1 protein-coding gene is annotated in these 277 nt (G+C 59.2%); it reads right to left on the bottom strand.

Annotation, left to right across the window (positions count from 1 at the left end):
- On the bottom strand, positions 1 to 277 hold a 277-nt coding region (locus tag SB753_RS36910), incomplete at both ends, for a hypothetical protein (RefSeq protein ID WP_410805087.1).

The following is a 277-nucleotide window of genomic DNA, read 5'->3' as shown; positions in this document are numbered from 1 at the left end:
TTATCAAGGCGGGCACGCATTGAACCCGGGCGTGAAAGGGAGAAATTTTCGTCCGCGACCGGATCACTGCTGACCAGAATGCCGCGCGTTGGCTGGTGGATTGCCGAGCGTCATCTGGATCGCCCCGAACGAAGTTCTGGCCGGCCAAATTGCAGTCGGACTGACAGCCTTGCAATGCGCGCAGGCGGCCGTATCCCGGCACGCGGCAATCGTGAATCCCGGGCGGAAAAAAAGAAATCCCGATGTCCACCACCGTACCGACTGCATGGCAAATCAA

This window comes from Paraburkholderia sp. SIMBA_053, assembly GCF_046534895.1.
Lineage (GTDB): Bacteria > Pseudomonadota > Gammaproteobacteria > Burkholderiales > Burkholderiaceae > Paraburkholderia > Paraburkholderia caledonica.
The sequence above is the reverse complement of the archived record's forward strand: the minus strand, read 5'-3'. Positions and strand labels throughout refer to the sequence as shown.